General features: G+C 39.8%; 23 protein-coding genes. 17 read left to right on the top strand and 6 right to left on the bottom strand.

What is annotated here, in order from left to right; translation table 11 throughout:
• The first annotated feature begins 10 nt into the window (after positions 1–10).
• The 4 genes from PQ460_RS02055 to PQ460_RS02070 all read left to right on the top strand — a co-directional run bounded on the left by PQ460_RS02055 (position 11) and on the right by PQ460_RS02070 (position 1,757).
• Positions 11–343 carry an Imm8 family immunity protein gene (locus tag PQ460_RS02055; protein WP_274171624.1) on the top strand — a complete coding sequence of 111 codons (333 nt, stop codon included), beginning with the start codon at positions 11–13 and terminating at the stop codon, positions 341–343.
• Between the two features lie 129 nt (positions 344–472).
• Complete coding sequence (locus tag PQ460_RS02060; protein WP_274171625.1) at positions 473–730, top strand: RHS repeat-associated core domain-containing protein; 258 nt, start codon at positions 473–475, stop codon at positions 728–730.
• Between the two features lie 44 nt (positions 731–774).
• Positions 775–1,260 carry a hypothetical protein gene (locus PQ460_RS02065; RefSeq protein ID WP_274171626.1) on the top strand — a complete coding sequence of 162 codons (486 nt, stop codon included), beginning with the start codon at positions 775–777 and terminating at the stop codon, positions 1,258–1,260.
• Positions 1,261–1,319: 59 nt separating this feature from the next.
• On the top strand, positions 1,320–1,757 hold the full coding sequence (locus PQ460_RS02070; protein WP_274171627.1) for a hypothetical protein: 438 nt from the start codon (positions 1,320–1,322) through the stop codon (positions 1,755–1,757).
• 153 nt (positions 1,758–1,910) lie between these two features.
• Here PQ460_RS02070 and kdgT read toward each other — a convergent pair whose 3' ends face one another.
• From kdgT to PQ460_RS02090, 4 genes are all read right to left on the bottom strand, one after another.
• Entirely contained in the window at positions 1,911–2,939 is a 1,029-nt protein-coding gene (gene kdgT, locus PQ460_RS02075) for a 2-keto-3-deoxygluconate transporter (protein WP_274171628.1), read from the bottom strand.
• 46 nt (positions 2,940–2,985) lie between these two features.
• A complete protein-coding gene (locus PQ460_RS02080) occupies positions 2,986–4,029 on the bottom strand; it encodes a tripartite tricarboxylate transporter substrate binding protein (RefSeq protein ID WP_274171629.1) in 1,044 nt (347 codons plus the stop codon).
• A gap of 237 nt (positions 4,030–4,266) precedes the next feature.
• Positions 4,267–6,567 (bottom strand): AraC family transcriptional regulator, encoded by a 2,301-nt coding sequence (locus PQ460_RS02085; RefSeq protein WP_274171630.1) that lies wholly within the window; start codon positions 6,565–6,567, stop codon positions 4,267–4,269.
• Positions 6,568–6,817: 250 nt separating this feature from the next.
• The gene (locus tag PQ460_RS02090) at positions 6,818–7,276 is read right to left on the bottom strand and encodes a GNAT family N-acetyltransferase (protein ID WP_274171631.1); all 459 of its coding nucleotides are present in this window, start codon (positions 7,274–7,276) and stop codon (positions 6,818–6,820) included.
• 163 nt (positions 7,277–7,439) lie between these two features.
• Here PQ460_RS02090 and PQ460_RS02095 point away from each other — a divergent pair, with 163 nt between their 5' ends.
• Together PQ460_RS02095 and PQ460_RS02100 are read left to right on the top strand one after the other, a co-directional pair.
• A complete protein-coding gene (locus PQ460_RS02095) occupies positions 7,440–8,213 on the top strand; it encodes a MerR family transcriptional regulator (RefSeq protein WP_274171632.1) in 774 nt (257 codons plus the stop codon).
• Between the two features lie 116 nt (positions 8,214–8,329).
• On the top strand, positions 8,330–10,621 hold the full coding sequence (locus PQ460_RS02100) for a helicase C-terminal domain-containing protein (protein WP_274171633.1): 2,292 nt from the start codon (positions 8,330–8,332) through the stop codon (positions 10,619–10,621).
• A 118-nt stretch (positions 10,622–10,739) separates the two neighbouring features.
• Here the strand turns inward: PQ460_RS02100 and PQ460_RS02105 are convergent, their stop codons facing one another.
• Entirely contained in the window at positions 10,740–13,226 is a 2,487-nt protein-coding gene (locus PQ460_RS02105) for an S-layer homology domain-containing protein (protein ID WP_274171634.1), read from the bottom strand.
• 140 nt (positions 13,227–13,366) lie between these two features.
• Between PQ460_RS02105 and PQ460_RS02110 the strand changes: the two genes are divergently transcribed.
• The 5 genes from PQ460_RS02110 to PQ460_RS02130 all read left to right on the top strand — a co-directional run bounded on the left by PQ460_RS02110 (position 13,367) and on the right by PQ460_RS02130 (position 18,317).
• Positions 13,367–13,885, top strand: a complete 519-nt coding sequence (locus tag PQ460_RS02110; RefSeq protein ID WP_274171635.1) for a MarR family winged helix-turn-helix transcriptional regulator — start codon at positions 13,367–13,369, stop codon at positions 13,883–13,885.
• A gap of 197 nt (positions 13,886–14,082) precedes the next feature.
• Positions 14,083–14,583: a MarR family winged helix-turn-helix transcriptional regulator gene (locus PQ460_RS02115; RefSeq protein ID WP_273613929.1), complete on the top strand. Its 501-nt coding sequence runs from the start codon at positions 14,083–14,085 to the stop codon at positions 14,581–14,583.
• The gene (locus PQ460_RS02120; RefSeq protein ID WP_273613928.1) at positions 14,583–16,316 is read left to right on the top strand and encodes an ABC transporter ATP-binding protein; all 1,734 of its coding nucleotides are present in this window, start codon (positions 14,583–14,585) and stop codon (positions 16,314–16,316) included. The genes PQ460_RS02115 and PQ460_RS02120 overlap by 1 nt, the downstream gene beginning before the upstream one ends.
• Complete coding sequence (locus tag PQ460_RS02125) at positions 16,313–18,169, top strand: ABC transporter ATP-binding protein (protein WP_274171636.1); 1,857 nt, start codon at positions 16,313–16,315, stop codon at positions 18,167–18,169. Before PQ460_RS02120 ends, PQ460_RS02125 begins: the two co-directional genes overlap by 4 nt.
• A 25-nt stretch (positions 18,170–18,194) precedes the next feature.
• Positions 18,195–18,317, top strand: a complete 123-nt coding sequence (locus PQ460_RS02130) for a hypothetical protein (RefSeq protein ID WP_273613926.1) — start codon at positions 18,195–18,197, stop codon at positions 18,315–18,317.
• Positions 18,318–18,453: 136 nt separating this feature from the next.
• Here the strand turns inward: PQ460_RS02130 and PQ460_RS02135 are convergent, their stop codons facing one another.
• Entirely contained in the window at positions 18,454–19,320 is an 867-nt protein-coding gene (locus PQ460_RS02135; RefSeq protein WP_273613925.1) for a YitT family protein, read from the bottom strand.
• 359 nt (positions 19,321–19,679) lie between these two features.
• Here PQ460_RS02135 and PQ460_RS02140 point away from each other — a divergent pair, with 359 nt between their 5' ends.
• The 6 genes from PQ460_RS02140 to PQ460_RS02165 all read left to right on the top strand — a co-directional run bounded on the left by PQ460_RS02140 (position 19,680) and on the right by PQ460_RS02165 (position 25,239).
• On the top strand, positions 19,680–20,582 hold the full coding sequence (locus PQ460_RS02140; RefSeq protein WP_274171637.1) for a diacylglycerol/lipid kinase family protein: 903 nt from the start codon (positions 19,680–19,682) through the stop codon (positions 20,580–20,582).
• A 166-nt stretch (positions 20,583–20,748) separates the two neighbouring features.
• Entirely contained in the window at positions 20,749–21,702 is a 954-nt protein-coding gene (locus PQ460_RS02145) for a nucleoside hydrolase (RefSeq protein WP_274171638.1), read from the top strand.
• Positions 21,703–21,909: 207 nt separating this feature from the next.
• Positions 21,910–22,974 (top strand): ankyrin repeat domain-containing protein, encoded by a 1,065-nt coding sequence (locus tag PQ460_RS02150; protein WP_274171639.1) that lies wholly within the window; start codon positions 21,910–21,912, stop codon positions 22,972–22,974.
• Between the two features lie 19 nt (positions 22,975–22,993).
• On the top strand, positions 22,994–23,431 hold the full coding sequence (locus tag PQ460_RS02155; RefSeq protein WP_274171640.1) for an Imm63 family immunity protein: 438 nt from the start codon (positions 22,994–22,996) through the stop codon (positions 23,429–23,431).
• Positions 23,432–23,586: 155 nt separating this feature from the next.
• Complete coding sequence (locus PQ460_RS02160) at positions 23,587–23,934, top strand: DUF2294 domain-containing protein (protein WP_273613920.1); 348 nt, start codon at positions 23,587–23,589, stop codon at positions 23,932–23,934.
• A 228-nt stretch (positions 23,935–24,162) separates the two neighbouring features.
• Positions 24,163–25,239, top strand: coding sequence for an ABC transporter substrate-binding protein (locus PQ460_RS02165; RefSeq protein WP_274171641.1), 1,077 nt, complete (start codon positions 24,163–24,165; stop codon positions 25,237–25,239).
• Positions 25,240–25,274 lie beyond the last annotated feature (35 nt).

A 25,274-nucleotide genomic window follows, 5' to 3' on the forward strand; every position in this document is an offset into this window, starting at 1 on the left:
AGTGAAATAAATGCTAACAATGAAATTATTGACTCAAGATTTTGAAGATTGGGGGGAAGATATAGACGATTTTTACGTTTGTTTTCAAGTTGATATTGGATGTAAAGATATTGTTGGTTCGGGAGATATGTTTACTTTTGAGGTAGTAAGTCCTAAAAGATTAGTAAGGATTATACAGGATAGTAATATTGAAATCGGTAGAGGGTATCTGATCATGAATGATTTTAATATAAAATATATAGAGTCTACAGTAAATAATATTATCTCAAAATGTCAGAATGCTGACTATGATTTAGCAATGAAGGAGCTTTCCAAATATTTTAGATGGGAGATGGATACCTAAATTTTGAGAAAAGTAAGGATCAGATTTTTATAGAATTCTAAATATTACCTTGATTGGCTTTGTGCCTTTCAAGGTTTTTTGGCTAAAATATGTAATAGTAGTATCAATGGGCATGGCGATATCGTCCAAATGGTGGATAAAACAGGAGCAGTTGTTAACAGTTATAGCTACGATGAATGGGGAAATATTAGTCAGCAGAAAGAAACCGTAGCGAATAGCTTTAAGTATGCAGGTCAGATGTATGATACTGAGACAGGTCTATATTATCTAAAAGCAAGGTACTATGATCCAACTCAAGGACGTTTCTTGAATGAAGATTCCTATGAGGGACAGATTATTAACCCACTGAGTCTGAACAGTATGCCTATGTCAGTAACAATCCGCTGAAATATTATGATCCGAACGGTCACGAGGAAGAAGAACTTTCTGAAATGGCAGATGGAGTTCCAGGAGGCGGCGGAAGACCACCGGGTGGCGGAAGCAGTGGACCTAGCAAATCTGTCGAGAAATCTGCTGAAAAAGTTGCGGAAGCTATTACGAAAAGCGATGAAGCTATAAATGCTTCTAAATTACAAGAAGAGCAGTTACGAGATAGAATTCAATCTAACCAAAAACAAAAAATTAGTGAACAAATTTCTCAGTTGCATCAGAAATTAGGAGAACTCGCTGAAAAATATTTACTTCCAAAATATAAAGAAATAGATCCAAATTTGAAAGCTGGATATACAGGTTCATTTAAGACAGGTACAGTAGGTAATCCAAATAAATCTACGTATGGTCAACCAATTGATCTAAGCAATTATGATATTGATTATTATATTAAAAGTGATATTTTAAGTAGTACATATGGCAATAGTTTAAAAGCAGATCCAGAATTTAGAGTTATATTAGCTAAAACTCTGGATTTAAAGGATTAAAGCCAAACAAGCAGGGTTTCTCTATCAAATTTAAACCATTGCGTAATTAGGAGGTCAATATGAAAAATTTAAAGTATGTAACTGGCGCTAAATTAAAAGTATTTATTCAATATGATAGTGATTTAGAGCAGACAGGTTTAATACTTCAAAAGTATCTAAATATATCTGATTTTAGATACGAGCAAAGAGAAGAAGAACCATACGATTTGATCGGGTACTCTGAAATTTTTGGTTTTGAAATTGAATTAAGACATGTTCAAAGTATAGACCAATGGCAAGAATATCCGTTTGTTCTCGAAGCTTTTACAACAGATTCTTTTCAAGAACTGTTTGATGGTAATATGTGTGATCTATCTTTATGGATGGCAAGATACTTATCTCTTTGTAACAATGTCACTACAATAGCTGAAAATCCAGACACAAAATCTATACAAAAGTTTTACTATAATAACGATTCTTTACAGAGAGAAAGTATGTCTATCCAACTAAATAAATAATTAAATCTATTTATTCAAAGAATTTCTTATATGAGCCTTATATATTTCATAGTATTGATTAATTAGGTGATAAAAACTTAATATATGTACTCAAAAAAGTAAGGTTCGAAAGGTGATATTTCTTTTGAACCTTACTTTTTATTCTTATCAAACTTAATGCCCTTTCACATGCTTCAACTTCATCTCAGACTCTTGCACATCCTCATCACTCTGCACCTGTTCCACCACTTTACCTTTCGACTTCATATAATTCGACCAGTACGCCGTCAAAATCGGCACGAGAATCGCTGTTACAATCACCGCCGCGGCAACTAAAGCGGTAGCAGACTGTGCGGCAGGCATAAATTCAGGCTTCATCGTCGCTACGATCATCGGGTTGGCTACGGCAGCGCCTGCTGCACTGGAAGCGGCAAGACCTGCGGTTCCGTTTCCGCCACCGATCCAGCGGTCGGCTAGCATGAGAGGGATACCGGTGATAATAATAACGATCACACCCAGTAAGATGCCTAGCATGCCTGTCTGAATAATAACACCTAGATTAATCGAACTTCCTAAAGCAAATCCGAAAAAAGGAATCAATGTCTGTGTCGCTTTGCCAAAATAACTACGTAAATCGTGATCGAGATTACCTAATAAGAACCCGACTAGAAAAGGTAACACTGCTCCCACAAATGTATGGGGTTCAAACACAGCAAGCCCGGTACTACCTAGAATTAGCATCGTCACCAGAGGGCCGGATTCGAGCGACATCAGCACAAAAGCTCCGGCTTCTTCTTTGGTTCCATACTGTTGCATCACCGACGCATACAGACCCCCATTGGTCATATCCATCGCCGCAATCAGAGCCAGTACAGATAATCCTGCAAAAAAACCACTTTGTACGCCACCAATAGGCAAGAATTGCATCGCGATCATCGCTACCACCCATGCGACCGCAATTTTGGTTAATACCAGCGTACCTGATTTACGTAGCACCGTTCCTGTCGCTCGGACATCGATCGAAGCTCCCATACAGAAAAACCATACAGCCAGAATAGGGATCGTTCCTGTCATCAATCCTTTAGTAAATGATCCAAAATATTCACCTGATCCTGCCCAGAATGTATGAATAACAGCACCTAATAACAAAGGGATTAACATCATCCCGCCTGGTATTTTATCGATTGTTTTTTTGATTTGCATACAGACACAACCCTTTCGTGAGTACCGAAGTTCCACTAAAGCGGTTTCATTTTCGACTCAAACCAAGTTCAGGAATTAAGCGTGCATACAGATCATGACTTTGTTGCATCTGTTGCCGGAATCCGTCTTTATCTTTGACGAGTAATCCCAGTCCATGTGCAGACATATCTTCTCGAAATTCCTGTTCCTTCGTTCCTTTGGTGAACGCTTCGGCTAATAAGTGTACAATTTCATCCGGTGTATCTTGAGGAACGGCTAGACCGCGCCATGTCCCACTAAAATTCACTGTATATCCTGTCGCTTCTTGCAAAGTAGGCACATCTGGAAATGCTTCGGAACGTGCGCTGCCATTGATCATCAGTATCCGTAACTTGCCTTGATCGACTTCTTCTTTGACCTCAGCAGGGCTAACCGGTACAGCATCGACAAATCCACTCATCAGGGCAGAGACGGCAGGTCCTGCACCTTCGTAAGGAATATGGGTAAATGTCACATGCGTCGCTTGCTCTAACATCGCTGCGGCTAGATGCCAGATGCTTCCTGTACCGGCATTACCCATTTTGATCTGACCGGGATGAGTACGAGCATAATCCAGAAATTGTTGTGCTGTTTTCCAGGGGGCATCGGCTCGTACAGTAATCGCAGATGGATCATTATTGGTCTGAATAATAGGTTTATATTTCTCATACGTAATCGGTAACAATCCCATATGTGGCAATGTCGTTAACTCGGCAACGAGATAAGTAACCGTATAGCCATCTGGCTTGGCATTGGCGCCTTCCATCAGTCCGATCGAACCACCGCCACCTGTACGATTGACAACAGTGATCGGTTGATGGATATACTTTTGAGTAGATCGCACTAGCGCACGGGCTGTAATATCTGTGCCTCCACCAACAGCATAAGGAACAACCAATGTAATCGGCTTGGTGGGAAAAGAAGAAGGAGTATTATAGTACAAAGAAATACCGCTCCACTTTCCACTGAAAAAGCTGATCAATCCCAATACAACAATGACAGTTGCCAGTAGGCTAACTGTTGTTTTCCATTTGGATGTTTTGAATAGTTGCACAAGAAGCCAATCTTTCATCTCCTATCCCTCTTCTCACCATATGATTTCGCTTACATTATTCTTTACCAATGAAGAAGCAGAATCTTCAATAAGCAATAAATAGAATAACGTAGGAATCATATCGTCAAGCTCACCTCCACAGATAGCGCATATTCACTCAACGCATAATTTGCTTTTAACAATTTGAGTGTAGCCCAGTAGAGGTGGCGATTCTATCGGATAATTGCACAATATATATGCCAAAAAGCTGAAATATCAACGGTTTGGCGGATCTGCATGTCTATTGGTTGATTTGTGGATTTCTCTAAATTTGCCCGGTGTTGTAGCTTTGTGCTTACGGAATGTGCGGATAAAGCTATTCTCATTCTGATAGCCTACTTGCCCTGCAATTTCACTGATTTTTAGCTCGGTATCTAATAGCAATTGACAGGCTCTAGACATCCGCAAGTGAGTCAGATAATCGTATAATGTACTTCCTGTTTCCTCTTTGAAAATCGCACTGACAGACGAGACACTCATCTGTACATGATGGGCTACATCCGGTAACCCAATATTTTCATGTAAATGTTCGCTTAGATACGATTGCATATTTTGTACCAAAAGATGTTCACGTGACACACGATAGATCATATGCTCATCTACTAATTCAGTAATCAGAGTCCGTAACAATGTCTTAATTTCTTCTAATGTTAACGTGTTCAATTGTCCGCTGTAGTAATTAGCCAGTTCTACAGGAAGGGTATGTTCATGTGATTGTGCCCATTGTAATAATGAGTGCACACCCTGATCTAACATTTTATAAGCTTCCTTAGGAATGATGGAATGTTCTTGAATATCGTTCAATCCTTTGTCCATCCATAATAAAGCTGTTTGCTGATCTGCTTGTTCACAGCGATCTACCATTTCTTGAATCCATAGTTGCTGTTCTAAAGGAAAGGCTGTAGCAGAAGGATAGTCTTGCGGCATATGTTGTATACGTCCGTAGCCATTGTACAACCGATAAGATAGCGCTGTAATAGCTTCTGTATAAGAAGAGGGAGTCTGAGCAATCGTATCTACAGAATTTCCACCACCGACAGAAATAGATACATTCAGATGTTCTTTTACAATCTGAATACAACGCTCCATATCGATAGCCCACTGATCTGTCCATGTTATCGAATAGGCACTTTTGGGTTGCAATAGAAAGGTAAAATAGTCTTTATCCGCATTAATACTGACGACACGCCAATGAGAGTCTAGAATTTCGAGCATGATATTATGTAATGCGTATTTTAGTAGCATCTGATCTTCACTACTGTATGAAGTTGTCCATGCTCGGTACCGATCGATCGAAATGACAGTCACGACAAGCAGATCTGATTCCCAATCTTGAAAATAATAATTCCATTTCGTATCCAATTCTTGCAATCCAATATGTTGATGAAGCACATCCTGAATATACTTGGAGCGCAATTCAGGTAGACTGCGTTCCGCAAGAAAAGAAGTACTATGCAGATCACCGATTAATTTGCTAATCGCAGGTTCTAGATCGTATAGATTATGAGGTGGCTGTTGTTGATCTGTGGGATGAAGCAGTTTGTTAATTCGTTTAAGTGGGCGAAAAGCCGCATAGCTGTAGGAATAAACTGCCGCACATCCGATCGCTATCGAGATCAGGGAAAGAAGGAGCATCATATTACGGGCTAATTTGACATGCTTGAGTAATTGCTCCATCGGAACTAGCGAAACGAGTCGCCAGCCGGTTACATCCGAGAAAGTCTGATTTGCCATATAATCTTGTCCATGGATATCTACATAAGCGAAAGGCTGTACACCTAATTCAGTGATCACTTGATCCATTTCATTGATAGGCACAGAAGCACTAAGCTTAGGATAAATAAGATGACCATCCAGATCGTACACAATCTGTTCATTCGATAAATGCACATAAAATTTTGAAAAAAAACGATCATAATCCAGATTAATCATAACAGCACCGATCACTTTCTCGTGGATCACAATCGGTCTGGCTAAAGAAAGCAGTTCGATCTGACCATCTGTAGCACTTTTTCCATACCACCGTCGCTGAATCAGTAAAGGCTTTTGCTTGATCTGTTGAATCCAACTTGTCCATGTGTTATCCGGTGATTGTTGCCAATCTGCACGATAACCGTACTGACTGGATAAAATATGTTGCTGATCCAATGTGATAATATCGATCGAATAGATATCTTGATCAGATGCGAGCGTTTTCAAATAACGCTGTGCTTGATTTACCTGTACACTATAGTTCGTTCCTGCCGGATTAGCCTGTATGTAATTCAGAATATCTGGATGAAATGAAGCATCGACAGCTTTGTTATCGGATTCGCGAAAAGCTCTATTGGTCACATCTAGATTAATTTGCAATAATTCAATATTCGGTGTATTCAATTCGGTATCTAATTCTTGCCGATAACGGGAATAGGAAAATAAAGCAATCGTAGTAATCAAGACAGACAATACTATCGTTAACAGCAACATCAGCCGGGTTTGTTTATTTTGGAGCAGGAATTTTAATTTGAGTCGAAGCATAAACAGTCATTCATCCTTCCTTATTGTTGCTAGGTGGTCTATCGTATTTATTGTAAAGAGCTCTTAGCTAGAATGCAGTATGATAATCCACATGAACGCATACCAATTTATTCCTATTTTACTATTATATAAGAACGGCATGTAGATCGAACAAGTTTTAGTACATAAAAAAACAAAACGATCATTTTACCTACAAAATTAAATAGGAAATAGATCGTTTTATTGAGTAAAATCACTGGTTTTAGTGTTCTTATTCATTTTTTTCTTGAAGTATCATAACTTTTTCACCATTTATATCTAGTTCACCATTAAATTCAAAGCCGAATTTTTGATAAAGATACAAAGCACCTTGATTATTTTCAAAAAGGCTCAGATAAATCGTTTGAGAATGGTAAATATGACGTAGATGATCAATCAATGCGCGTAACATTATTTGTCCTAACCCTTTTCCTTGAAAATGTTCATCAATCAAAAAACGATCTAGCCATACTTTGCTACCTTCACATTCATTAAGAAATAATCCATACATAGCAAATCCGACCAATATATTATCTGCATATAAACCTACAGGTACGTAAGAATCACATTCTGAAGCATCTGCTAAACATTGTGCGGGCGTTTCGACATAAGAAGCCTGTTCAGTAGCAACACGTAAATGTAAAATGCTCTCTAGATTTTCAGGAGTTATGTTTTTAATTTCAACTTTCATGTTTTCACCTGTTTTCTGAGGAATACGATCGTTATTATTCCGCTTGTTTTGAATAGTATTTATTCTATGGTAAGGTATACCGTAACCAGATAGTCAAGGAGGATTTATGAACCAACAGACAAAAGTTTATCTGACTACAGGAGAGTTCGCGCGGCTATGTAAAGTGAACAAACGTACTCTTTTTCACTATGATGAGATTGGCTTATTAAGACCTATACGTATAGATGAAAGAGGCTATCGCTATTATTCGTATCATCAATTAGATATGTTTTTAATTATTCGCATTTTGAAAGAACTGAATATTCCATTAAAAGAAATTGCTAGTTATTTGGAAAATCGAACAGCACAACAGATGATTGATTTATCAAAAAGAGAAATTTTACATATTGATCAGCAAATAGATACGCTTCATCAAATTAAGCGTATGCTAGAAGATACGCTGATTATGACTGAAAAAGGACTAAGTGCTGAACCTCAACACATACACTTTGAACATCAAGAACAAGAATGGCTGATCCGAAGCAATGCTATTACAGAAGAAGATCCAAGAAGTGGTTATTTAGAATGGATAGAAGCTTTTCGACAATTCGAGCATCTTACGCAATCTATTGCGACCTCTTTTGTAGGCACAATGACAACTATAGAACATTTGTTATCCCCAAAAAGTAAAAAAGAGACTTATTTTTTTGTCAAAGCTAATAGTATAGATACCAGTCTTTCAACTTTTGCTAAGCGTAAAGGAAAGTATGCTATTGGATTTCATCATGGAAGACATGAAGAAATAGATAAAAGTTATAAACGAATATTACACTTTATTGAAGAACAACAACAAACGCTGGGTATATTTGCATATGAAGAATATTTAATTGATGAAGTATCAGTACAGAGTCCAGAACAATATGTTACACAAATCACAATTGAGGTAGCAGATAAATAGAAGGCATACTTTTTATTTTGTAATGTTTTGGTTTGATAAATAAGTTTACAGTACAATAGAAATGATGCTTACCCAACAATCAAAGAAATAACAAATAGAGAGAGAAGGTGCGGAAGATGACGACCGTTATCGATATTTCAGTACGGACTTTGGTGGAATATGTGTATCGGACAGGCAGTATCGAATCAGGCTTCCGCGTAGCCCAGTCGATGCAAGAAGGGACACGTATCCATAAACAGATTCAAGAAGGATATGGTGAACACGGGGAAAAAGAAGTTCATCTTAAAACAGAAATTCCTTATCATGATCTGCTATTTCGAATCGAAGGACGTTGTGATGGATTATGGGTCGATGAACAAGGACTGCTTACTGTCGATGAGATCAAGTCGACTTCGATCTCAGCAGAAGATATTGGAGACGGACGGGAAGTCCACTGGGCGCAAGCGCAGATGTATGGCTATATTCTTGCAGAAGATCGGCATTTAGATCAGGTGAGGGTTCAATTAACATATGTACACAAAAGCAGTGGGAAAGAGACCAAGCTAGAACGCATCCAGACCCGCGAACAACTACAACAGTTTGCACAATATACGGTAGCTGAATATGCACCTTATGCGGAAATGATCGCGAAGCATCGTCAGAAGCGTAACGATAGTATTGAACAGTTAGCCTTTCCTTTTGCCGGGTATCGATCCGGTCAGCGTAAATTTGCAGGAGCTGTCTACAAAACGATCGGTGAAAAGCTGAATCTATTTGCGGAAGCGCCGACAGGAACAGGGAAAACGATTTCGACTTTATTTCCAGCGATTAAATCGATTGGTACCGAGCAAGCAGAACGACTTATGTATGTGACCGCGAAGACAGTTACCAGAGCCAATGCCGAAGAAGCATTGCAACGGATGGAAAACAGTGGCTTGAATCTACATGGCGTGACGATTACCGCCAAAGATAAAGTGTGTTTCTGCTCTGCAAATAGCACAGGTGGACGGGACAACTGCGAATATACCGAAGGTTATTATGACCGGATCAATGGTGCGATTCTCGATATGATGAGCAATGAGACGTTGATGACTCGCTCTGTGATTGAACAATATGCACAAAAGCATCATCTGTGTCCGTTTGAATTATCGATTGATGCTTCGTATGCGTCAGATGCTGTTATTTGCGATTATAACTATGTATTTGATCCGAAAGTATCATTCAAGCGTCTTTCTGATGACATGCGCAAAAAAACGATTTTATTAGTCGATGAAGCCCATAATCTGGTTGATCGTGGACGTAATATGTTTTCAGCGGCATTAAATAAATCAGCTTTTCTGGATTTGAAAAGAGATTATAAAGACTCGGCGGAATCGTTAGCCAAAATTGCCAGTGCGATCAATGCGTATTTTATTCGGTTACGCAAGCAAGGCGAAGATGGCAAGTTAATCCAGCGACAACAAGCACCAGAAGAAATTTTCCCTCTATTAGAAGAGTTTGTGATTCGAGCAGAAGTGACATTGTTAGAGCAAGGCGATCAAGGGGATATCCAATTGTTGCTTGAAACGTATTTTGCGGTACAAGCTTTTCTACGGATTGGACGACTGTATGATATGGAAAGTCATATGACCTATGCAGAAGTACAAGGTAGTGATGTGTATTTACGGATGTTCTGTATTGATCCTTCATTACAACTTCGTCAGACAGCCAAAGGATATCGCTCGGTGATTCACTTTTCTGCGACATTATCTCCGATACGGTATTATCGCGATATGTTAGGGGCAGAGGAAGAAGATTATAATATTTCGATTGCTTCTCCTTTTTCGCGCGAACAATTGGAAGTACAGATTGTGCCGTTATCGACACGTTATCGGGATCGGGAGCGTACCCGAACTGAACTGGCGAATGTCCTTGCTCAATTGATTAATGATCGTCCGGGTAATTATTTAGCTTTTTTCCCTTCGTATCAATATATGCAAGATGTGATTGATATTTTTGAGACCTTAGATGTAGATACAGATGTGTTGATTCAGCAGTCCGGTATGGCAGAAGACGAACGGGATCGTTTTCTTCAAGCTTTTCAAAGTGATAATCCACGTACATTAACAGGGTTTGCTGTAATGGGTGGAATATTTAGTGAAGGGATCGATCTAGCAGGGGATCGACTGACAGGCGTTATTATTGTCGGTGTCGGGTTACCGCAGATTGGGCCGGAGCGAGAATTGATTCGTGAGCATTTCAGTCAGGCAGGGTTTAATGGATTCGATTATGCGTATGTTTATCCGGGAATGAACAAAGTACTCCAAGCGGGTGGACGGCTGATTCGGACAGAAGAAGATCGAGGATTGTTGATGCTGGTGGATGATCGCTTTTTGCAACGCCCTTATTATCAATTGCTACCGACAGAATGGCGTAATGATTCTCTGTAAGTTATATCACCAATAACATAATCAAAGAGAAAAGAGTTCAAAAAAATACCCCTGTACAGTGGATTTCGCAACTGTGCAGGGGTATTAGCGTACAACTTTATATCATAGCCTTATCTTTTTATTTCTGTGAAGCTTTGGTAATTTCACTATACGCCCAGTGTCCAGGGGTTACATCTTTCCAGCTACTTGCGATGGAATCTGTAGAAGACGTATTTTCACCAAGTACACGATTCAATACAGTTACGATCTCAGCCCGACTGACTGCTTGATTCGGGTAAAATTGACCGTCAGGATAACCTTTCATCCATCCCGATTGAATCACTTCGCTGATCGAATTTGCTGCCCAATGTCCTTGTACATCTGCTGGTAAAGATGCTGTAGACGTTGTATTCAGTCCTTGCCAGCGAGCAATTAAAGTTGCCAGCTCTGCACGTGTCATCGGTTGAGCAGGTTTGAAATTGCCACCTGGATACCCTTGTAACCAACCGCTTCCTTCAATACTTTGAATACTGGAAGCTGCCCAGTATGAAGCAGGCACATCTTTAAAGTCTGTACTGCTTGTTGCTATTGGCGTGGTTGCATTTTGGATCGCAAGTGCACGTTCTAACATAACAGATAATTCCGCACGAGTGACTTTCTGATCGGGACGGAATGTGCCATCAGGATAACCTTGAATATAACTACTTGCTTTGACATTAGTTGTCGACTTGGTCGGCGTTTTGGTTGCTGAATCTGTATTTTTATTCGTTGCTGTGCCGGTAGCTGCATTAGCTAATTCATCGTAGATCGGATTATCATCCAAAGCCGATGCGCCACTTGCTCCACCGCCTCCACCAGTCACCATATTCGGATCCGGTAATGGTTCTGTCGGAGCCACAGGTACAAATGGTGCTGTAATCACCAGTGGTGGAGATACAGGTAACCCTTCATACGTATCTGTTGTTGGAGATGGTGTTGGCACTTGTGGTACAGGTTGAACAGGTTGAGTAGAGTCAACAGGTACTACAGGTGGAAGTGTCGAATTAGAAGATACCTGAACCTTATAAAATTTGGAAATTCCATTTTTGCCATGTACTTCAAGTGTAATAGTAGTCAGACCTGGATCAAGTGTCACTGGTTCTTCTGCATATACACTGTCTGTGACAGTTACGCCATTAATGATAAGTGACGCATCTGGATCATACACACTTGCTTTGACTGTAGTCTGCGTGGTTCCATCAGGCAACGTTACAGCATAAGCTGTATTTTCAGGTGAGAATGAAGGTGTTAAGGCTCCATTTTCAATAGATAATGAAGCAAGATCTGTGCCCATATCAGGTGCAGTAGCATGGATTACAAATGCTTGCTCTAACGTGCTTCCATTACTTCCTGTTGCTAATACACGAATCGGATAACTGGTCACTCCGCGTGTAAGTGCTTTGGTTGTTTTGACCTGATTATCTTGAATTGTAAAATAATCGTTAGCACTACTTCCCTCGCCACTAACCAGACTGTACGTAAACGTATCTTGTACTTTTGGATTTTGCGTAGAAGTGGTTAATACACCTGCTGTAGTACCTTCAGCGACATTCCATGCAATCGTATCGCCTGTCAAAGTAATTTCAGAAGGCACAGCCAGTGTATCGGCTGCATAATCTTCTCTGATCTGTGCTAGTGCACCATTCATATCAGAATCCAGACTACTATAAAAGACTAATTCGGTAGTGCCACCGGGCTCTAGATCGCCTGCATTGAATGTCAGGGTTAACCAATCATCGGTTAGATTGGCTGCAATATGCTTCCCACCATCTTTTTGAAATGCAGGTTCGATATAAGGATTACGGCTGAATCCAACAGAAGCTTGAGCACGTGGATCTTGTGCCACATACATGAATATATTATCGCTAGCATTACCAATTGCCGCAGCGATCGCCTCGGCATCTTGAGGTGGGTTAGAAGGCACCCAGTTAATCGTGCTGTTGTCTTCATGAAGATCAGCATCAATATCGGGATCAAGAAAGCGCATATAATGAACATCGTATACGGAATCTGTAACGCTGTTATTTTTGAGTGTGATCGTTGTTTTGAAGAAAGCATCTCCTGGTTTAAAAGAAATGTTTTGTTGTACGGCGATAGCTTGATCAGATGTGTTACCAGATGTTTGAGCGATTAATTGTTCATCTGTAGATAAATCTTGAGTGGTACTTGGAATATCAATACTTCCACTTTGTTCTTCATTCACAAACGTCAACGGAGATTTGGAAGTTACAGATGGTTTGTAACCTACTACAAAACCTTCTGAAGGGCTTCCAGGCAAGACATAATCACCACTGGTCATATCTTTGCCAAAATCATAACCGTCTTTGTCTACATTCATACCGATATTACGTCTTATTGTCCCGGGATGAAAACCAGATGGGCTATCGCTAGCTGTGCCAAGTGTACCGCTACTTGAAACGCCTAGTTCGATATATGTTCCACCTAGAAATGTATCCTGACCGTTCTGCGCATGTCTTGCTAATTCAGATGCGTGTGTAGGAAGCGGTGGTAGTAGTAACAAGACAGCCATCAAACTACAGATCCCAGTTTGTAGCAGACGGCGTTGGTCAAACGGATTACTGCTCATCAGTTAGAGTCCTCCTTTATATATGAATAGTTCGCAAGTATTTGCAAACCTATACTACTGTTTATCGTAATCAAATGATTTAACTTTACATTTTTATGCAAAAAAGATTAAAAAATTGTTAAGAATAAGGAGTGATAGGTGTGAAGTTGGAGATTTCAGAGGTATTAAGTCAGACTTTTATGAAATTAACAGGAATACCTGAACATACACCAGCTGCTCAATCGGTGAAAACAACAATTCAATTTATTCGTACAGCTGAAGAAATTTTTAAAAGTATGGATGCACGTTTTGCAGGAATGGGATTATCGCGGGGCAAAATTATGATGTTATGCATCTTGTATGCGGATACGAATCATAGTCTGTTGCCATCCGAATTAGCAGATCGAGCACAGGTGACTCGTGGAACGATTACCGGTCTGGTCGATGGATTAGAAAGTGAAGGTTGGGTCAAACGTATTCATGATGCCAAAGATCGCCGCCGTACTTCGGTACAACTGACTGAAAAAGGAATGCGATTTGTAGAGCAAAATGTAGAAGGATATGTAGGGCTTATGATTGCGCTGACTTCCAAGTTTGATGAGGACGATTTTGTGAAAATGCAGGAATTGATCTCTAAATTACGAGCAGGCTTTGAAGTCAGCAGTCAATTAGAAATATAACATTATTTACCATATAAATATAAATAGGATAGATTACCTTAAAATAAAGAATTAAATGTAGGATTATTACGAAAAGTGTATATAATTAAAAGTATATGGTTATAAACATTGACAAGGTTTGCATACAGATTTAAAATTAGTTAACCTAATAATTAGTATGGCTAAATAATAGGATTTTACGTTGAGGTGAATAAATGGTGGAAGAAGATTTGAAGTTTGAAGGAATATCACCGATGGGTGAAGAGTTATTACGTGCATTTCGTCTTTTTCGCAAAGCAGATTGGCGTCAAAAGCCAGTAGCGGGATATAAACCAAGTGAAATTATGGCTTTGATCTGTATCGGTAACAAAGCAGACTCGATTAGTTGCGGGATGCAAGTCTCTGAACTGAGTCGTCTACTTCGAGTAACATCTCCAACGGTTACTCAATTGATCAAAGGAATGGAAAACGATGGATTGGTCGAGCGCAATATGGATCAAAGCGATCGCCGTGCTGTACGCGTGACATTGACGGATAAAGGTGCAGCGATTATGGAGCAGTCCCTTGCTGTTTTCAAAACGTCATTTGAAGGATTGGTCGATTATCTAGGAGAAGAAGATAGTCGCAAATTGACTGAATTATTAGGTCGCGTCTTTTCTTATTTCCAAGAACGAGTGTTTGAACCTGCGGAACCAGAACATAAAGGGGATGCAGAGTAATGACCAAACTGCTAGGACAGCTTCGACCGTATTACGGTGGAATCGGTCTGGTTCTGCTGTTGGTATTTTTGCAAACGATGTCAGAATTGTTCCTGCCTACATTGATGGCTGATATTGTAGATACAGGTATTGCGGCAGGGAACACAGCTTATATTTTGCGGATTGGCTTATATATGTTACTCTTTGCCGCAGGTGGAATGTTATGTTCCATCGCGGCTAGTTACTTTTCAGCCAAAATTTCGATCGGATTTGGTCGCGATCTACGCAGTCGTGTGTTTTCGCATGTCGAAAATTTTTCGTTACAAGAATTTGATCGTATCGGTACAGCTTCGTTAATTACCCGTACGACCAATGATATTACACAACTTCAACAAGTGCTAACGATGATGTTACGGATGATGGTCATGGCACCGCTTATGATGCTTGGCGGTCTGATTATGGCAATCTCCAAAGATGCAGAGTTATCGCTTATTTTCGTTATTGTGATTCCGTTGTTAGGGCTGGCTATTTTCAGTATTGCTCGCAAAGGAATGCCACTGTTCAAAGCATTACAAAGTAAATTGGATCGCTTAAATATGGTCATGCGTGAAAATTTAACCGGATTGCGTGTTATTCGTGCATTTAATCGGGATACGTATGAAAGCAAACGGTTTGATGGAGCTAGTCGTGATCTAGCAGATACTGCTATTTCGGTTAATAAATTAATGGCATTGATGATGCCTGTAATGATGCTTGTTTTGAATTTCTCGATTATTGCGATTATTGGATTCGGTAGTGTACGGATCAGCTATGGAGATATGCAAGTCGGTGATCTGATGGCATTTATTCAGTATGCGACTCAGATTTTATTTTCATTCTTAATGTTATCTGTAATCTTCGTTATGGTGCCGAGAGCTTCTGCTTCTGCAACACGTATTAATGAAGTATTGCAAATGAAACCAGAGATTGAAGATCCTGAGCATCCTGTAAGTTCTACTATTCAGGAACGACGGGGAAGTGTGATTTTTGATAATGTGACTTTCCGTTATCCAGGAGCAGAACAGCCTGCATTGGAACAGATTTCATTTCAAGCCAAAAGCGGTGAAGTCACAGCGATTATCGGTGGAACTGGCTCAGGCAAATCAACACTGGTGAATCTAATTCCGCGCTTTTACGATGTAGAAAGTGGACAGATTCTAGTCGATGGGATCGATATCCGTGAGCGTGACCAAGCGTCACTACGTGCGAAAATCGGCTATGTGCCACAAAAAGCATTACTTTTTACAGGAACAATAGCTGAAAATATTCGTTATGGATATGAACAGGCGACCGATGAAGAAATGAAGCATGCGGCTACGATTGCGCAAGCATCTGATTTTATTAGCGAAATGAAAAATGGATATGATTCTGTGATTGCACAGGGTGGATCGAATGTATCGGGTGGACAGAAGCAACGGTTATCAATCGCTCGTGCATTGGTACGTAAGCCTGAATTGTATATTTTTGATGATAGTTTCTCAGCACTTGATTTCAAAACGGATTCTAAATTACGCGCAGCGCTCAAAGCCGAAACAACCGATGCAGCGGTATTGATGATCGCTCAGCGTGTCAGTACAGTAATGGATGCAGATCAGATTCTTGTGCTGGAAGATGGCAAAATTGTTGGTAGAGGCACACATCGTGAATTGTTAGAAAGTAGCGAAGTTTATCGTGAGATTGTGTCTTCGCAACTGTCGGAGGAGGAGATCGCATGAGTGAAGAGCAAAAACCAAAACCTCCACAACGACCACAAGCCGGACAGATGGGTGGCCCACCACGGATGTCTTTGCCAGGTGAAAAGCCTAAAGACTTTAAAGGTACATTAAGAAGATTATTATCATATCTTCGCCCTTATCGGATGCAATTACTTGTTGTGCTAATTGCTGCGGTACTCAGTACGTTATTCAGTATTGTGGCTCCACGTATTATGGGAATGGCGACAGATGAATTATTTAACAGCGTCACCGGTGGAACTGCTATTAATTTCAGATATATTATAGATTTATTGATGATTTTGGCTGGATTGTATTTGTTCAGTTCGTTATTTGCTTATTTTCAGCAATACTTTATGTCAGGTGTAGCGCAGAATACAGTCTATGAGATGCGTAAAGATGTTAAAAGCAAATTATCCCGTCTACCGCTTCGTTACTATGATCAACAGTCTCATGGTGAAGTGCTAAGCCGGGTAACGAATGATGTAGATAATATCAGTAATACGTTACAACAAAGTCTAACCCAGTTGATTACTTCGATCGTAACACTGGTCGGTGTTATTGTAATGATGCTTACTATCAGTCCACTGCTAACATTGATTACTATTTTGACGATTCCACTGAGTCTACTCGTTACGATTGTAGTGGCGAAGCGTTCGCAAAAACATTTTGCCGGACAACAAGCATCGCTTGGTGATCTGAATGGACATGTCGAAGAAATGTATACCGGACATCGTGTTGTCAAAGCTTTTGGACGGGAAAAGCAGTCTTTAGCTCAATTCGATGAGCTTAATGAAAAACTGTATGAATCAGGCTGGAAAGCGCAATATATTTCCGGTACGATTATGCCGTTGATGTCGTTTATCAGTAATATCGGTTATGTGCTTATCTGTGTAGTGGGTGGTATTATGGTGACCCGCGGTACAGTCGGTATCGGTGGAGTACAAGCATTTATCCAGTATGCGCGTCAATTCTCGCAACCGATCACCCAGCTTGCGAACATTTCAAATATTATTCAATCGACGATTGCTTCAGCAGAGCGCGTATTTGAAATTATGGATGAGCAGGAAGAAGAAGACCAAGCGATAACTACGATTGCTCGCCCTGTACGTGGTGATGTGACATTTGAGCATGTCGCTTTTGGTTATAAAAAAGATGAACTGCTTATAGACGATATGAATATTCACGTACGTGCCGGACAGACGGTTGCGATTGTAGGGCCGACAGGAGCAGGGAAAACAACACTGATCAATCTGTTAATGCGCTTCTATGAATTGAATAACGGTCAGATTACAATAGATGGTCAAAATATCCGCGAATTATCGCGTGCTGAACTACACAGTCTGTTTGGGATGGTATTACAGGACACTTGGCTGTTTGGTGGAAGTATTCGGGATAATATTGCGTATGGACGTGAAGATGCCACAGAAGAAGAGATTATACGAGCTTCTGAAGCCGCGCGTGCTGATCATTTTATCCGTACCTTGCCGGATGGTTATGATACGGTGCTTAATGAAGAAGCTTCTAATATTTCACAAGGTCAAAAGCAATTGCTGACGATCGCGCGTGCTATTCTGGCTGATCCTGCGATTCTGATTCTAGATGAAGCGACCAGTAGTGTCGATACGCGGACAGAAGTATTGATTCAACAAGCGATGAATACATTGATGGAAGGGCGTACGAACTTTGTAATTGCCCACCGTTTGTCTACGATTCGTGAAGCCGATCTGATTCTAGTGATGAATCATGGTAAAGTGATTGAGACTGGAACGCATATTGAATTGTTAGCACAAGAAGGGTTCTATGCAGACTTGTATAATAGCCAATTTACCGGACAGGTGAAAATAGCGAATTAATTTTAATGGTATGGAGGATATTGTTATGATCTTAGGCGTGATTTTGATCTGTATTGTAGCAGTTACTCCGATTGCTTATCGTCATCACAAGCGAATCCGTATATTAGAAGATAAAGTTCAGCAATTAGAACAACAAAGAAATAATTAACATAAAAGAACGATCTGCATTCCTATTTGTAGGGATATAGATCGTTCTTTTTAAGTTGGGATACAATAGTAGATAAGTTAGAAATAACAAAAAAAGCCTCTCTGTCGTAGTGCAGAGAGGCTTTTGATATCATCAATTAGTGAATATTTTTCTTCTCAAAATTACCACCGATAACTTCTGATACATGCTCAATGGCAAGGAAAGCAGAAGGGTCGATATCTTGTACAATCGTACGTAACTTGGCAAGTTCGAGACGAGTTACAACGCAATAGATCATTTGTGTATCTTCTTTGGAATAACCGCCTTTAGCGTACATAAAGGTTGTACTTCTTCCCAGACGGTCCACAATCGCTTGCGAGATTTCTTCGTACTCTGAAGAAATGATCGTAACCGATTTGGATTCTTCCAAACCTTCGACAACAATATCCATCACTTTGGCTGCGATATAATACGTAAAGATCGAGAACATTGCTGAATCCCAACCGAATACAAAACCAGCAACGGCAAAGATAAATACGTTAATAATCATAACGATTTGCCCTACAGGCATATGGAAACGTTTGGAAAGCAAAATTGCTACAATCTCTGTACCATCCAGCGATCCCCCAAAGCGGATAACCAGACCAATCCCGAATCCAAGAATCACACCACCAAACATACTGGCTAGAATTTTATCATCTGTCAGTGCAGGTATATGATGTAAATATGCAGTCATCAACGACATGACTGTAATTCCGTATAAAGTAGAAAAGGCAAACGTTTTACCGATCTGTTTATAACCGATAATCAGAAAGGGAACGTTAATAATAAAGATAAAAAGACCTAATGGAACAGGAGTCACTTCAGACAAAATAATTGAAATCCCTGTTATTCCTCCGTCAATCACGGTGTTCGGAATAAGGAAAATTTCGAGGGCTACTGCCATCATTACAGCACCAGTTGTAATGAAAATGAATTTGGCGAGCAATTGGACGGGAGTTAATTTGCGGTGTTTTCTCGGCATACACAATCCTCTTTCTCAAATTATTAGGTAAGATTATTGAGTAATTCCATAAGCGCTACACGTTATGAATATTATTTCATAAACAAGCGAACCGATCGAACTATTCAACAATATCTAAAGAGCACAATTGTACTAAAAAAGATAAGTTACCTATATAAATAATATCATACATTTCTTTTCAATCCTAATAAAACGTAAAATTTAATCAATAAACTGCAAAAAAGGCAGAATTCTCAAGCTTTTCGCATGTTATCGTAGCCAAGCAAGAGAAATGTACGTATTTGTCTGTTAATCGTTTAAAAGGTAGTCAAACAAGGGTATGAATAAGTATCTTATGCTCCAATCATGGGGGTACTTTTATGTATAACAAAGGGCTACTTATTTATAATGGACATGCAGGTTCGCTAACTCCAGAATTACTAGGAACGGCTTTGAGTATTTTGTCATTAGCATTACCTGAATTGAATGTACGTCGAACAGATCAACCGGGTGAAGCACAACAGCTATGCAAAGAATTAGGAGAACAATACGATGTTGTCTATATTCTAGGTGGAGATGGTACAGTGCATGAATGTATTAATGGATTAGCATTACTGGATCATCCGCCGGTTATAGGTGTATTGCCAGGTGGTACATGTAATGATTTCTCGCGTGCACTGATGATGCCTCAACAGATGGCCAAAGCGGCAGAAGTACTGAATGAACGCTATACACGTACGATTGATATTGGAACGGTGAATGGACAATACTTTACGAACTTTTATGGTATTGGATTGATCGCAGAAACGTCGCAAAATATCAATCCTGATCTGAAAGGCGCTTTCGGTAAAATCAGTTATTTCCTTAGTACATTACAGACTGTACGTACTGCTGAACCGTTTACGTTTCATTTGACTCATGATGAAGGAGAAAGCGACGGGGAAGCGATTATGATCTATGTAGCCAATGGACGCTTTTTGGGAACGAATCCGTTACCCTTTCCAGCAAGCTCGCTTGAAGATGGTCTGTTAGATGTGCTAATTATTCGTGAAGCAGGATTACCTTTACTACGTGAATTGGTAAGTCGCAAAACGGAAGAAGTCTGGAATCCACAATATAGCAATATTGATTATATTCGCACTACAAAAGCTACATTAACTACTGCTCAACCGATGCCTGCGGATATGGATGGCGAAATTTATTTGGAGACACCCGCAGAGCTAGGTGTATTATCAGGGAAATTAACATTTCTGATCGGAGAACCGGTAGCAGATATACAATAAATCGAAGTGGAACTTATGATGAAAGCTAAGCATAATCAGCCTAACAATTGACGGTGATCTGGATAAGGGCTGTCTGGTATTCTTGAAGGCATTATGATATGAATAGAGAGAACGTGAAATTCAAGCATCGTGATATACAGATGCATTACAGGGGGAACAAGTAATCATGTCACAAGTTCAATCGGTTTATTTTAACCATGATGCTGGAGTCGATGATCTAGTATCTCTATTTATGTTATTGCAGATGGAAAATGTAAAATTAACAGGGGTATCGGTTATTCCAGCAGACGGATATTTGGAACCCGGTGCAGCAGCTAGTCGCAAAATTATTGATCGTTTTGGCACATATGCGCCAGAAGTAGCTCGTTCCAATTCACGTGGTAAAAATCCTTTTCCAGCGGCATGGCGGATGCATACATTTTATGTAGATGCGTTACCTATTCTAAATGAATCCGGAAAAATGGAAGCGCCACTGGCTGAATTACCAGCTCACCGTCATATGATTCAACAATTGTTACAAACAGAAGGAAAAACAACATTGCTATTTACCGGCCCTCTTACCGATCTAGCTCGTGCGCTTGATGAAGCTCCAGAGATCGAAGACAAAATTGAAAAATTAGTCTGGATGGGTGGCGGATTTGCACATGGGAATGTCGATGAGCCTGAGCATGATGGAAGTGCAGAGTGGAATGTATTCTGGGATCCTGAAGCGGCACATCGGGTATGGCAAAGTAAGATCGTGATCGATCTGGTTGCTTTAGAAAGTACCATTAAAGTGCCTTTAGACTTAAATATCCGTAAACGCTGGTCAACAGACCGTCGTTATGAAGGTGTCGATTTCTTAGGTAACTGTTATGCTTGTTGTCCACCACTTGTACATATGGAGAACAATTCAACGTATTATTTCTGGGATGTATTAACCACATTGTCGATTGGTCGTCCAGATATTGTACAGAAAAAAGTAGTCAATTGTGTTGTGATTCCCGATGGTCCATCACAAGGTAGAACGTTAGAACAAGCCGATGGTCGTCCGGTGAATTTTGTATATGATACGAATCCGACTACCTTTTTTGATTATATGATAGAACTTGCGAAAAAATCAGCACCGGCTCGTTATTAATACAACCGATCTATAAAGTAGTTATTCCGTATAGAAAGAAACCTATGTTCAGATCAAATAAATAAAAACAGTATATGATCCGTCTGTCCAAACCTATATACTAGGTCAACGACAGACGGATTTTTGACGATATCCAGAAAAGGTGTAGGATAGATCAAATAGAGCGAAAATAAATCATACAATCATGATTATTCAGGAGGTGTTTTTATGTACGTGATTGCAAATATCGGGAAGTTTGCCCAATTGCCACCGATTGCCTTACATATATACAATAAGGATATAGCTGCTTTAGAGCAATCATTTATAGAAAGTTGGGATATTGAAGAACCATTTGTTTTGAGTGAATATACTACGATTACTCCATTAGATATGGCGATAACACTAGAACACGATAAAGTAGTGCATTGGTTAGTGAAGCATGGCGTGAATTTGAATGCCAAAGACAATCCTGCTTTTTTGTTAGCTGTACGATACGGAGAAGAACCGCTGATTCGATACTTATATGAGCATGGTGCGCAGATCAATCGATTGAATCGAGTCCAATCCAGTGCTTATGATACCGCTTATTTTGGCAAAAAAAAGAATATAGCGCTGATCCATGAATTGGGATTAGATATTCAAAAATACGGAGGGTCTGTTTTACGTAAAGCAGTAACGAATCATGATCTACAAACGATCGATTTCTTACTAGATCATGGAGTAGATATCAATTACAATAAGCCAGACATGGTCTATCCTTATCATGCGACTCCGCTTACTGTAGCTACCCGTAATGAAAATGTAGCAATGGTAGAGTATTTAATTCAGCGTGGAGCAGATGTCACGATAGCCGAAAAAAATGGAGAACGTCCATATACTATAGCGGTTATCAATAAAAATGAGTACTTAGCACAACTTTTAAAAAGTCTAGAGCCTGCCACATTTCATAATGAGCAAAATAAATTATATACTTTGCAAAGTTACAAGCTTCCTAAAGCATTAATCGAATTTCTAAGTACAGACGAGCGGGTATTACAGTGGGAAGATTCTGACCAGCAAACACAGCAGATTGAATTGTTGTCTTTACTGGATACAGTAGAAATGAAAGTAGGGCGACAGCGCTATCTACGATTGTCCGCAGAGATCAGTTTGTATTCAGATCTATGTATCGTCTGGAATCCGACTAAAAAAGTCATTGGTTGCTATGATGAAGAGCATTTAACATATACCGCTTTGGGTACATGGTCAGATTTTAGTGATGATCCCGGCAAGTTTATGGAGTCATTAGTATAGAACATCAAGGAGCTTGCTTATGAAAACAGAAGCGCAATATATAGAACAATTACATTCGTTATTACAACGTACTTCATTACAGGAAGAAGAGTATCGAGACTATATCACCAATCCATTTGTACAATCTTTTTTAGATGATTTTGCTCCTTTTGTAGAGCTGACTGCTACCGGGTATCGATTGAAAATGTATGAACGGGGTCAAACGGTTTTTACCAAAATGATCTATGATGAAGAAGCGATGCTGTACTGGATATTAGCCTATACGATAGAACTGGTGACTCATATTCGGTTATTACACAAATACAAAGTCGATAACAAAACGTCTTTTTTAACCTATGATGATGATCTGATTCAGCAATGGAAAAATGAGCAGACCCAGATATTCGATGCGATTGGCGGCATATATGCACAGTGGTGGCATGAGACAGGCAAACGAGCAGAAATTGAGTCCCGATAAAACGGACGATTTGGAATATACTTACACGCAATGTTCGCTTATAGAACAATATTTATTTTAAAAGTCGTAATTATGTTGCTCCATTCTATTAATTTATGTATAATAACGAGGTCGGACGAACTCAATGTACGACATTTACCAGTGAAGGTGATAAGATGAATCTTCTAGATCACAATGAGTCCAAAAAGAAAATGGCACAGTTATATAACGAAGTATCCAAAGAACTATTTGGCTATGGAACCACTTTGTTACGAGTTTCGGTCGAAGATCATATTATTACGTTTCAAGCCAGACACCGACGTTCTCCACGGTCGGCTGCACTTGAAGGCGAAGATCCTGCACTCAAGCAGGAAGTCGATTTTCGTTTATCGACCGTCTATAAGCGTAAATTTCGTGAAAAGTTAGAACAAGAATTGCAATTGAATATTGAAGCTATATTGCGCGATTATGATGCGTCTACCCAATGGGCTTTTACCAATGTGGTACTGGCGGAGAATCAATAACGCAAGCTGGTTTCAACTGACACGCCAACCTGACTGGCGGATTTCCTTTTTTGATCTATCTTAAAAGGTGACCGGATACAGATCAGTTTGTAACGGGTACCGCTTTGCTTTGTTTATCGAAGAAAAGTGTTCTTGTTCTTACAAGGATACTTTTCTTTTTTGTTTGTTTATAAGTAATTGTTGCAACATTGTTATTCAGAATCAACCATTTGAGAGGGGAAACCAAACATGAGTAAAAAGTGGATGAGTGGATTACTGGCATTAACATTAGCAGGTGTAGGGCTTGCAGGTTGTGGAACAACGATTGATCAGAACGGTAATGCAAGTACAGGTGGCAGTGCAGATGGACAAAAAGAACTGGTTATCTCGACATGGGGATTTTCGGAAGATTTTCTACAAGAATCAGTTTTCCAACCGTTTGAAAAAGAACATAATGTCAAAATCGTACTCGAAACAGGCAACAATGCAGAGCGGTTAAACAAAATCCGTCAGGGCAGTACCAATGTGGATCTGATCTACCTCTCGGATTATTATGCACAACAAGCGATAGACGATGATTTACTCGAACCGATTGATCGTACCAAATTGACGAATTTAGATCACATTTATGATATTGCCAAAGCACCCAATGGCGAAAAATATGGCCCTGCTTATACGGTAGCTCAGCTCGGTATTGCATACAATCCAGCTTTGGTTAGTGGTGAAGTGACATCATGGAGCGATCTATGGAAACCGGAATTTGCTAATAATGTAACGATGCCAGCGATTACAGCAACTGCAGGTCCGATGATGATCGATGCTGCGTCGCGCGTAGCAGGTAATAAAGAATTCAACGAAGATGCAGCATTTACGCAACTGAAAGCTTTAGACCCGAGTGTGGTCAAATACTATAGTCAAACCTCAGAATACGTGAATATGATCGGACAAGAAGAGATTGCAGGTGGCCCGATTATGGAAATGTATTTCAAAGATATTCAAGCTGCTGTACCGGGTGCGAAGTTCGTCACTCCATCTGAAGGAGCGTATGCAGTCATCAATACAGTGAACATCGTCAAAGGTAGCGATAACAAAGAACTGGCTGAAGAATTTATCGACTGGCAATTGAGCAAAGACGTACAAGAGAAATCTGCTAAAGCCAAAGTTGATTCTCCTGTAAATAAAGATGTGGTACTGACAGACGAAGAAGCGCAAGGAATTACGTACGGTGCAGATATTATTGAAAATCTACGTAAGTTAGATATGGAATTTGTTAATAAAAATATGCCAGCATGGACAGATCGTTGGAACCGTGAAATCGGGGGTTAAGCTCAAGGAAAGTACTACCGTTATAACCACATTTT

The organism is Paenibacillus sp. KACC 21273 (assembly GCF_028736095.1).
Taxonomy (GTDB): domain Bacteria; phylum Bacillota; class Bacilli; order Paenibacillales; family Paenibacillaceae; genus Saccharibacillus; species Saccharibacillus kyungheensis.

Excerpts from the sequence above, each read along its gene's own strand:
- PQ460_RS02055 (WP_274171624.1), top strand. The coding sequence starts at position 11 with ATGCTAACAATGAAATTATTGACTCAAGATTTTGAAGATTGGGGGGAA.
- PQ460_RS02060 (WP_274171625.1), top strand. The coding sequence starts at position 473 with ATGGTGGATAAAACAGGAGCAGTTGTTAACAGTTATAGCTACGATGAA.
- PQ460_RS02065 (WP_274171626.1), top strand. The coding sequence starts at position 775 with ATGGCAGATGGAGTTCCAGGAGGCGGCGGAAGACCACCGGGTGGCGGA.
- PQ460_RS02070 (WP_274171627.1), top strand. The coding sequence starts at position 1,320 with ATGAAAAATTTAAAGTATGTAACTGGCGCTAAATTAAAAGTATTTATT.
- kdgT (WP_274171628.1), bottom strand. The coding sequence starts at position 2,939 with ATGCAAATCAAAAAAACAATCGATAAAATACCAGGCGGGATGATGTTA.
- PQ460_RS02080 (WP_274171629.1), bottom strand. The coding sequence starts at position 4,029 with ATGAAAGATTGGCTTCTTGTGCAACTATTCAAAACATCCAAATGGAAA.
- PQ460_RS02085 (WP_274171630.1), bottom strand. The coding sequence starts at position 6,567 with ATGCTTCGACTCAAATTAAAATTCCTGCTCCAAAATAAACAAACCCGG.
- PQ460_RS02090 (WP_274171631.1), bottom strand. The coding sequence starts at position 7,276 with ATGAAAGTTGAAATTAAAAACATAACTCCTGAAAATCTAGAGAGCATT.
- PQ460_RS02100 (WP_274171633.1), top strand. The coding sequence starts at position 8,330 with ATGACGACCGTTATCGATATTTCAGTACGGACTTTGGTGGAATATGTG.
- PQ460_RS02105 (WP_274171634.1), bottom strand. The coding sequence starts at position 13,226 with ATGAGCAGTAATCCGTTTGACCAACGCCGTCTGCTACAAACTGGGATC.
- PQ460_RS02120 (WP_273613928.1), top strand. The coding sequence starts at position 14,583 with ATGACCAAACTGCTAGGACAGCTTCGACCGTATTACGGTGGAATCGGT.
- PQ460_RS02125 (WP_274171636.1), top strand. The coding sequence starts at position 16,313 with ATGAGTGAAGAGCAAAAACCAAAACCTCCACAACGACCACAAGCCGGA.
- PQ460_RS02130 (WP_273613926.1), top strand. The coding sequence starts at position 18,195 with ATGATCTTAGGCGTGATTTTGATCTGTATTGTAGCAGTTACTCCGATT.
- PQ460_RS02135 (WP_273613925.1), bottom strand. The coding sequence starts at position 19,320 with ATGCCGAGAAAACACCGCAAATTAACTCCCGTCCAATTGCTCGCCAAA.
- PQ460_RS02140 (WP_274171637.1), top strand. The coding sequence starts at position 19,680 with ATGTATAACAAAGGGCTACTTATTTATAATGGACATGCAGGTTCGCTA.
- PQ460_RS02145 (WP_274171638.1), top strand. The coding sequence starts at position 20,749 with ATGTCACAAGTTCAATCGGTTTATTTTAACCATGATGCTGGAGTCGAT.
- PQ460_RS02150 (WP_274171639.1), top strand. The coding sequence starts at position 21,910 with ATGTACGTGATTGCAAATATCGGGAAGTTTGCCCAATTGCCACCGATT.
- PQ460_RS02155 (WP_274171640.1), top strand. The coding sequence starts at position 22,994 with ATGAAAACAGAAGCGCAATATATAGAACAATTACATTCGTTATTACAA.
- PQ460_RS02160 (WP_273613920.1), top strand. The coding sequence starts at position 23,587 with ATGAATCTTCTAGATCACAATGAGTCCAAAAAGAAAATGGCACAGTTA.
- PQ460_RS02165 (WP_274171641.1), top strand. The coding sequence starts at position 24,163 with ATGAGTAAAAAGTGGATGAGTGGATTACTGGCATTAACATTAGCAGGT.